This window comes from Mesobacillus stamsii (genome assembly GCF_030814065.1).
Lineage (GTDB): Bacteria > Bacillota > Bacilli > Bacillales > Cytobacillaceae > Mesobacillus > Mesobacillus stamsii.
Genome location: NZ_JAUSUN010000024.1, coordinates 47,148 through 54,872, shown reverse-complemented (window position 1 = coordinate 54,872; position 7,725 = coordinate 47,148). Strand labels below are relative to the sequence as shown.

Sequence of the window (7,725 nt, the reverse complement as noted above, 5' to 3'; positions counted from 1 at the left end):
CATAAGTTAAAACGTTGGCTCATGAGCTTCTATAATAGAAGCCATGATAATTAATTGTTTGTTGACGCTTGTTTGTTTAGTTTTCAAAGAACAATAAAATTGGAGCGGGTGATGGGAATCGAACCCACTACATCAGCTTGGAAGGCTGAGGTTTTACCAGTAAACTACACCCGCATATTTTTTTAGATCCTGATGGTCGGGAAGACAGGATTCGAACCTGCGACCCCTTGGTCCCAAACCAAGTGCTCTACCAAGCTGAGCTACTTCCCGTTATATGAATAATGGTGCGCCCGGCGGGAGTCGAACCTACAACCTTCTGATTCGTAGTCAGATGCTCTATCCAATTGAGCTACGGGCGCTTAATGTTTTAATAGCAACTTTTATATAATAACATCTTTTTTCGAGCGTGTCAATAACTTTTTTTGGTGCGGCCGAGAGGACTTGAACCTCCACGGGGTTGCCCCCACTAGGCCCTCAACCTAGCGCGTCTGCCATTCCGCCACGACCGCAGAAACATATATAACAGGTTTATATCTTACCATACCAAACCAGATTAATCAACAAGTAAATAATGGTGCGGGTGAAGGGAGTCGAACCCCCACGCCTTGCGGCGCCAGATCCTAAGTCTGGTGCGTCTGCCAATTCCGCCACACCCGCATATCCAAACTAATCCGATATAACAAAATTTAAGGATAGTTTAGTGAAAGGAAGTTTATTTTCGCTAGCGCGAAATTAAGGAAGTTTATTTTCGCTAGCGCGAAATTAAGGAAGTTTATTTTCGCTAGCGCGAAAAAAACTTAATGAGCCATGAAGGACTTGAACCTTCGACCCTCTGATTAAAAGTCAGATGCTCTACCGACTGAGCTAATGGCTCAAAAAATGGCTGGGCTAGCTGGATTCGAACCAACGCATGACGGAGTCAAAGTCCGATGCCTTACCGCTTGGCTATAGCCCAATGTAAATGGCGGTCCCGACCGGGATCGAACCGGCGATCTCCTGCGTGACAGGCAGGCATGTTAACCGCTACACCACGGGACCGTATAAAAAAGAAGTTATTTTTTTCATTATCGTGAAACCTTACGGAAGATTATTTTCGCTAAGGCGAAAAAATCTTAATGACCCCTACGGGATTCGAACCCGTGTTACCGCCGTGAAAGGGCGGTGTCTTAACCGCTTGACCAAGGGGCCGATCTATAGAATGCACTGGCGGAGAAGGAGGGATTTGAACCCTCGCGCCGGTTACCCGACCTACACCCTTAGCAGGGGCGCCTCTTCAGCCTCTTGAGTACTTCCCCATGCCTTGAAAAATAAATGGCTCCGCAGGTAGGATTCGAACCTACGACCGCTCGGTTAACAGCCGAGTGCTCTACCACTGAGCTACTGCGGAATAATAGTATCTGTATTTGTTTTTTAAAATAGCTTATCCAAAAAACAGCTCTATTCGTATAACAAAGCAACAATAACAGGGAGGTATTCCTCGGTGCACCGCCACTAAACATTCGTGCTTTGTCTTATCGACTCTTACTATTATAGGGAGCAGCCAAGCAAAAGTCAACTATGTTTTTAATATTTTCTCCAGCCCATCATTACAAGCTTAAAAACCTTCCATTTCGACTATTTCTTTGACTTTTACCAGCTTGCCCCGGCATTTTCCGCATACATACTTTGTAGTGTTAATGGATCTTTTCCGGCGATAAGTCAGCTTACAGCTGCTGCACTGATAAATCAGGAATTTTTGCCTTTTTGATCTTTGTTTCGTTTTAGTTTCCTCAGGCAGAGTTGAGCAAAATCTGGGAGCACCGACTTGTTTCAGCAATTCCTTAAAGTCCTTATCCTGATGCTTGTAGCCTTTCCCTTCCAGGTGAAGATGATAATGGCATAGCTCATGCTTGATGATAGCAATAAGCTCTTCTTGACCTAGCTGAGTAAAATATTTTCTATTGATTTCGATATTATGGCTATTCAGCATATAACGACCTCCGGTAGTACGGAGTCGCGGATTGAAGAAAGCTTTATGTTTGAATTGTTTATGGAATAAATCATTGGAGATGTTACGAACGAGGTTTTGTAATTCTTGATCTGTCATTTGAAACTACCTGCCTTTTTTGAAACCTGACAACCCATTATAGCATATATTAATGTTACCTTATAATGTACTTACTTACTCTTAAGGAGGTATTGTTTATGCCTGTCTGGTTCCAGAATCAAATGAAACGAGCCTTCTATGAAAAAAATCGGTATCAAATCAAACTTTTAAATCAATGTTGGTTTTTTTATAAAAAGAAACAGGAGTAAAACCTATCTGCATGTCCTTCTAAAACCATAGTCACCTAATAAAGTATCACAAGTAACAAAAATTGAAAATGAAGGAGTATAGGAAAACCGAAGCTTCAGATTACTGTCTATTTGTCACTTTCATCTTAACAAGCCGTATCTTCACCGGTGCGCCACCTATCAACGGTTTTTTGGATAAATTGTTCCAATCCCGTTTCTTCAATCTTTATCGTTTTTTTGACGCGGATGCAACCTTTTCCATAATTATAGCCCGCTAATAAATTTTCTGCATTATCTACCTTATCTATGGCACCCACATAGAGACTGACATAATGTTTTTGCGCGTTTAACGCAAAGACATCGTTATCATCTTTACCATAATTCAACATCTTATAGCGAATCGCCTCTTCAAATTCGGGTGCATAAGCAAAAATCATTTGTCTAATCGCGAGCAGTTTCTCTTTACGCCAATCGTCTTCAAGCAATTCTAAATATTCTCCGGAATTCTCTGCATCATATTGCATGTTGAAGTCTCACTCCTACATTTTTCAATTTATACTGACGGTTTACAGAGAATTGGCTATCTATGCATCTTCAAGGTCCTTTATAATATTTCAAAACACTAAAAAACATACGTCAACACTGTCACTTTATTCCGAAGAGCGAGTTTTTACTATTTATAGCGAATCGGAAATCACCCACCGATTTTTATATGTTTCGTGTTTTTTTACTAAAACAACTGCCATAAGGGCACCTTTCAAGCGGAAAGATGCCCTTATGCGAGCATTTCTTCCCCAATAAGGGCACCTTTCAACGGAAAGATACCCTTATTCTTTAAAAACGCCTTGGCCAGCTCCAACAACCCTGCCCGCCTAAAATGCCACGTCCTGTCGCTGGCGGGTGTAGCGCATCTGTGCATTGGAGGGCGGACCGAAACGTCTTGAGGTTAACGAAGCAAAAAGACTGCAGTATTGCTTATTCCGGTTTCCGCATCGTCAAGGCTACGCGGCCTTTTTTCTGGTCTATACTGTCCACCCATACTGTTACCACATCTCCTACCGAGACGATATCCAATGGGTGTTTGACAAAACGGTTGCTTAATTTTGAGATATGGACCAGTCCATCCTGTTTTACTCCGATATCGACGAAGGCTCCGAAATCCACGACATTTCGCACAGTTCCTTGCAGCTCCATCCCTTGTTTTAGATCCTCCAGCTTTAAGACATCTTTCTTGAGCAGCGGTGACGGCAAATCATCACGCGGGTCTCTTTCTGGTCGGACGAGAGCGTCAATGATATCTTTAAGCGTCAGTTTTCCTATCCCAAGCTGGTTTGCCGTCTGATCGATATTGATTTTTCCGAGTGCCTCTCTTAAGGAAGCTGTCCCTAAATCTGATGTTTTAAAGCCAAGACTGTCTAGTAGCTGCTTGACCTCGTCGTAGCTTTCAGGGTGAATTCCGGTGCGGTCCAACGGTTCTTTTCCGTCGATGACTCGAAGGAACCCGATTGCTTGTTCATATGTCTTGGCACCAAGGCGCGGGATTTTCTTCAGCTGTGCACGACTCGTAAACTTTCCTTCTTCTTCTCGCTTCTTCACTACGTTATTAGCAACTGTCTTGGATAGGCCGGATACGTATTGCAACAGCGAAGAAGAAGCTGTGTTTACATTTACGCCTACTTGGTTAACCGCTGTTTCTACAACAAACGTCAGGGATTCAGAAAGCTTTTTCTGGCCTACATCATGCTGGTATTGCCCGACTCCAACTGATTTTGGATCAATTTTCACGAGTTCTGCCAGAGGATCCTGCAATCTGCGAGCAATCGAAACCGCGCTTCTTTCCTCTACTTGATAGTTTGGGAACTCTTCCCTGGCAATGTCGGAGGCGGAATACACACTGGCCCCGGCTTCGTTTACGATGAGATAGTACATCTCTCGATCTAATTCTTTCAGGATATCCGATACGAATTGTTCCGTTTCCCTTGATGCTGTACCGTTGCCAATGGCGACCATTTCCACACTGTATTCCTTTAAAATTTTGATGAATTTATCCCGGGCCTCAGTATTTTTGGCACCTGATGTATGCGGATAAATCACACCGATCGTTAAAACTTTTCCTGTTTCATCTACAGCAGCTAACTTGCATCCTGTCCGGAATGCTGGGTCTACCCCAAGAACGACCTTTCCTTTTAACGGTGGCTGAAGAAGAAGTTTGCGGAGGTTTTCAGAAAAAATATGAATTGCCTGCTCTTCTGCTTTTTCTGTCAATTCATTCCTGATTTCTCGTTCGATTGCAGGCTGGATTAAACGCTTATAAGCATCCTCGATTGCTTCCATAACCGGGGTAGCTGTTATGGAATGACTTTTTGAAATCCACTTGCGTTGAAGATAACTCATCATTGCATCGGTTTTTGGCTTAATTGAAACCCTTAACAGATCTTCTTTTTCACCGCGGTTGAGCGCAAGTATTCGATGAGGAACTACTTTACTGACCGGCTCCGAGTATTCGTAATACATCTCGTAAACCTTTTTCTCATCCTGCTCTTCGTTTTTGACAACAGATTCGATGGAGCCCGTCTTATAGGTTTCATTACGAATCCATTTGCGGCTGTCTGCATCGTCGGAAATAATTTCGGCGACGATGTCTTTCGCGCCTATTATAGCATCCTCGACAGAGTCAACACCTTTTTCTTCGGATAGAAACTCCTGGGCTTTTTCTTCCAAATTGCCGTTTACCGGGAATTCCAGCATCCATTGTGCAAGTGGTTCGAGCCCCTTCTCCTTGGCGACGGTGGCTTTCGTTCTTCGTTTTTGCTTATACGGACGGTATAGGTCTTCTACTTCCTGAAGCTTGATTGATTTTTCTATATCCGCTTTTAGCTCGTCTGTCAGCTTCCCTTGCTCCTCGATCAGCCTGATGACTTCTTCTTTACGCTGCTCTAAGTTCTGTATGTACTGCCACCTTTCAACGATGTTGCGAATTTGTACTTCATCTAAGGCACCTGTCATTTCTTTACGATATCGTGCAATGAATGGAACCGTGTTCCCTTCAGCGATCAAGGCAATCACACTTTGCACCTGTTTCGCTGCTAACGATTGTTCCTTGGCAATTATTTTTACATATTGGTCTTGCTTATCTACTGTTTGTGTCAAGAGACAATCCTCCATAATCATTTTAATATTGCTTGATACCTTACTAGTGTATCAAAATCGAAGAGGGCTTTACAGTTCTGCTTCTGTGGAAGGGATATTCTCTTACCTAAAGAACAAAAAGAAGTCTACTGGCTAAAGTAGACTTCCTACAATAAAAGTTGCATCATCCATTGAGTTTGCATAGTTGTTTTTGATTTGTTCCGCTACGGAAGCTACGGACCGGAATCCCATCAAAAGAGTTTTAGCGCCGTGAATATCGAATCCATCTGAGTAAATCAGAAATTTGGAATCCGGCTCGTATACAAATCGTTGGGTGTGGAATACTTGCGGTTTCCCTGAAAGATAGCCCGTAACCGGCAAGGGATACACTAATTTGCCATTTGGTGCGTAGAGGAAAAAGCGAATATTCCCGACACAGCTGTACACGAATTGGCGGCTCTTAAAATAAACCTTGAAGATCAATACAGCGGCACCGCGCTTTTGCACCAGGATGTTGTTGCAGTATTTCATGAGTGTATCGACATCTTCATGATGGTGCCGTTCGACTACGCCAACAACTGCTTCAGATGCTTCATGGGCGTACTGTCCTGAACCAAGTCCATCTGCAACTACACAGACAAAATAATCATCGGTGGCTGTATAATAATAACTGTCACCGCACTCTAATTTACCTTCTTTGATTGTCTGGTAAGCGTAAAGTTCTATTTTATCATTGAATAGTTGAATCATGTAATGTACTCCGAATTGTTGTTTTCCGCATGAATCGCTTCTTGAAGCTTCTTGATGGCTCTTCTCTGGAGTCTTGATACATGCATCTGCGAAATACCCAGTTTGTCTCCAGCCTCTTTCTGGCTGAGGTTATCAAGATAGGTATATTGGATTATTAACTTTTCGCGCTCACTAAGCACATGTAGTACCTTTTCGAGCACCATTTTCTGGTTGATTTTTTCATAGCCTTCATCAATATTTCCGACGATATCCAATAGGGTGACTGTCCCGCCATCGGAATCGGCTTCAATCGAATGATCAACCGATAGCGCCTGATAGCTTTTGCCCATTTCCATTGCTTCCAGTATTTCTTCCTCAGAAACTTCCAGTGCCTCCGCAATCTCCTCTACTCGGGGGGAGCGGTGCAGCTGGGTAGTCAAATCTTCTACGGTTGCCTTGATTTTAGGGCCAAGCTCCTTAATTCTGCGCGGTACATGGACACTCCATGTTTTATCTCTTAAAAATCTTTTGATTTCCCCGATAATGGTTGGTACAGCAAAAGCTTCGAAGCTTTTGCCGAACGTTTCATCGTAACGGCGGATTGCGCCTAAAAGACCGATCATCCCAACCTGGAATATATCTTCATGGAATGACCTTCCTTTTGAGTATTTTCTCGCGATTGTTTCAACAAGGTTTTGATAGTAAAGGACCAGCTCATTTTGGGCGTCTGCATCCTCATGCAGCTGGTAGGCTTTGATTAATTCATTAACCTCTTCTTTCGGCCGCTGCTTAGGTTGAGATTGTCTCTGCATCTCTCTCCACCTGCTCTCCTTCTCGGTACTTGGTCATAAAGACCGTGACACCCTCTTTGTGATGAATTCGAACCTCATCCATTAAGGTTTCGATCAGATATAGTCCCAAGCCTCCTTCGCGAAGGAATTCGACAGAGCTATTCTGGTCATAAGGACCGAGACCCTGGCGCGCTGAGTGGAAATCAAAGCTTTGGCCATTATCTGCAACCATCACTTCAAGCTTCCCTTCATATAATCCAAAACCAATGATTACTTCGCCGTTTTCATTGTTTTTATAAGCATGCTGCACTGCGTTCGTACATGCCTCGCTGGTCGCAATTTTTAAATCTTCTATTTCGTCATAGGAAAATCCCATGCGGCTTGCAATCCCAGACAGTGTCAGCCGAACGACGCCGACAAATTCCGGTTTTGCCGGGATTTTCATTTCAATATAGTCAAATGACACGCTCATTGCACTCCACCCTCTATCTGGCTGTTTATATCGATAATATCGGCCAAGCCGGTGATTTCGAAAAGTCTCTCCAAACGTTCAGACACGCCGACAATTTTGAATTCGCCGCTGTGTGCACGAACGTTCTTAAATACTCCTACAAATACTCCAAGCCCAGTACTATCCATATAATTAACCTCTGAAAGGTCTACAACCATCTTTACGCCCTCTTTTTCGGACATTGGAAATAGCTTTTCACGAAGCTGCGGAGCGGTATATGCATCAATTTCGCCAGTTACTTTAATTGCTAACTTAGTTTCTGTTTCTTTCACATCTATCGAAATATTCATA

The 7,725-nt window shown here is 43.2% G+C and carries 8 protein-coding genes and 11 tRNA genes; 1 reads left to right on the top strand and 18 read right to left on the bottom strand.

What is annotated here, in order from left to right; all coding sequences use genetic code 11:
- Positions 1-100: 100 nt before the first annotated feature.
- From J2S25_RS15950 to J2S25_RS15895, 12 genes are all read right to left on the bottom strand, one after another.
- Positions 101-174 (bottom strand) — tRNA-Gly (locus J2S25_RS15950).
- A gap of 19 nt (positions 175-193) precedes the next feature.
- Positions 194-270, bottom strand: a tRNA-Pro gene (locus J2S25_RS15945).
- 12 nt (positions 271-282) lie between these two features.
- A tRNA-Arg gene (locus tag J2S25_RS15940) sits at positions 283-359 on the bottom strand.
- Positions 360-423: 64 nt separating this feature from the next.
- A tRNA-Leu gene (locus J2S25_RS15935) sits at positions 424-509 on the bottom strand.
- A 63-nt stretch (positions 510-572) separates the two neighbouring features.
- Positions 573-657: transfer RNA gene (locus J2S25_RS15930), tRNA-Leu, on the bottom strand.
- Positions 658-801: 144 nt separating this feature from the next.
- Positions 802-874: transfer RNA gene (locus J2S25_RS15925), tRNA-Lys, on the bottom strand.
- Positions 875-880: 6 nt separating this feature from the next.
- Positions 881-955: transfer RNA gene (locus J2S25_RS15920), tRNA-Gln, on the bottom strand.
- A 7-nt stretch (positions 956-962) separates the two neighbouring features.
- Positions 963-1,038: transfer RNA gene (locus J2S25_RS15915), tRNA-Asp, on the bottom strand.
- A 78-nt stretch (positions 1,039-1,116) separates the two neighbouring features.
- Positions 1,117-1,188: transfer RNA gene (locus J2S25_RS15910), tRNA-Glu, on the bottom strand.
- A gap of 16 nt (positions 1,189-1,204) precedes the next feature.
- Positions 1,205-1,295 (bottom strand) — tRNA-Ser (locus tag J2S25_RS15905).
- 17 nt (positions 1,296-1,312) lie between these two features.
- Positions 1,313-1,387 (bottom strand) — tRNA-Asn (locus J2S25_RS15900).
- Positions 1,388-1,594: 207 nt separating this feature from the next.
- Positions 1,595-2,086, bottom strand: a complete 492-nt coding sequence (locus J2S25_RS15895; RefSeq protein ID WP_044392292.1) for a SprT family protein — start codon at positions 2,084-2,086, stop codon at positions 1,595-1,597.
- 98 nt (positions 2,087-2,184) lie between these two features.
- Here J2S25_RS15895 and cmpA point away from each other — a divergent pair, with 98 nt between their 5' ends.
- Positions 2,185-2,295 (top strand): cortex morphogenetic protein CmpA, encoded by a 111-nt coding sequence (gene cmpA, locus J2S25_RS15890; RefSeq protein WP_128721505.1) that lies wholly within the window; start codon positions 2,185-2,187, stop codon positions 2,293-2,295.
- Between the two features lie 125 nt (positions 2,296-2,420).
- On the opposite strand, the gene J2S25_RS15885 is transcribed toward cmpA, so the two are convergent.
- The 6 genes from J2S25_RS15885 to J2S25_RS15860 form a co-directional block, all read right to left on the bottom strand.
- On the bottom strand, positions 2,421-2,798 hold the full coding sequence (locus J2S25_RS15885; RefSeq protein WP_307192361.1) for an iron chaperone: 378 nt from the start codon (positions 2,796-2,798) through the stop codon (positions 2,421-2,423).
- A gap of 451 nt (positions 2,799-3,249) precedes the next feature.
- Positions 3,250-5,424 carry a Tex family protein gene (locus tag J2S25_RS15880; protein WP_044392296.1) on the bottom strand — a complete coding sequence of 725 codons (2,175 nt, stop codon included), beginning with the start codon at positions 5,422-5,424 and terminating at the stop codon, positions 3,250-3,252.
- Between the two features lie 132 nt (positions 5,425-5,556).
- A complete protein-coding gene (locus tag J2S25_RS15875; protein ID WP_044392297.1) occupies positions 5,557-6,153 on the bottom strand; it encodes a PP2C family serine/threonine-protein phosphatase in 597 nt (198 codons plus the stop codon).
- Positions 6,150-6,944, bottom strand: coding sequence for an RNA polymerase sigma factor SigB (sigB, locus tag J2S25_RS15870; protein ID WP_044392298.1), 795 nt, complete (start codon positions 6,942-6,944; stop codon positions 6,150-6,152). Before sigB ends, J2S25_RS15875 begins: the two co-directional genes overlap by 4 nt.
- The gene (gene rsbW, locus J2S25_RS15865; protein WP_307192360.1) at positions 6,922-7,395 is read right to left on the bottom strand and encodes an anti-sigma B factor RsbW; all 474 of its coding nucleotides are present in this window, start codon (positions 7,393-7,395) and stop codon (positions 6,922-6,924) included. The genes sigB and rsbW overlap by 23 nt, the downstream gene beginning before the upstream one ends.
- A complete protein-coding gene (locus J2S25_RS15860) occupies positions 7,392-7,724 on the bottom strand; it encodes an anti-sigma factor antagonist (protein ID WP_044392300.1) in 333 nt (110 codons plus the stop codon). Before J2S25_RS15860 ends, rsbW begins: the two co-directional genes overlap by 4 nt.
- Position 7,725: the final 1 nt, after the last annotated feature.

Bases quoted from the DNA above. Each gene is read 5' to 3' on its own strand.
- J2S25_RS15895 (WP_044392292.1), bottom strand. From the start codon at position 2,086: ATGACAGATCAAGAATTACAAAACCTCGTTCGTAACATCTCCAATGAT.
- cmpA (WP_128721505.1), top strand. From the start codon at position 2,185: ATGCCTGTCTGGTTCCAGAATCAAATGAAACGAGCCTTCTATGAAAAA.
- J2S25_RS15885 (WP_307192361.1), bottom strand. From the start codon at position 2,798: ATGCAATATGATGCAGAGAATTCCGGAGAATATTTAGAATTGCTTGAA.
- J2S25_RS15875 (WP_044392297.1), bottom strand. From the start codon at position 6,153: ATGATTCAACTATTCAATGATAAAATAGAACTTTACGCTTACCAGACA.
- sigB (WP_044392298.1), bottom strand. From the start codon at position 6,944: ATGCAGAGACAATCTCAACCTAAGCAGCGGCCGAAAGAAGAGGTTAAT.
- rsbW (WP_307192360.1), bottom strand. From the start codon at position 7,395: ATGAGCGTGTCATTTGACTATATTGAAATGAAAATCCCGGCAAAACCG.
- J2S25_RS15860 (WP_044392300.1), bottom strand. From the start codon at position 7,724: ATGAATATTTCGATAGATGTGAAAGAAACAGAAACTAAGTTAGCAATT.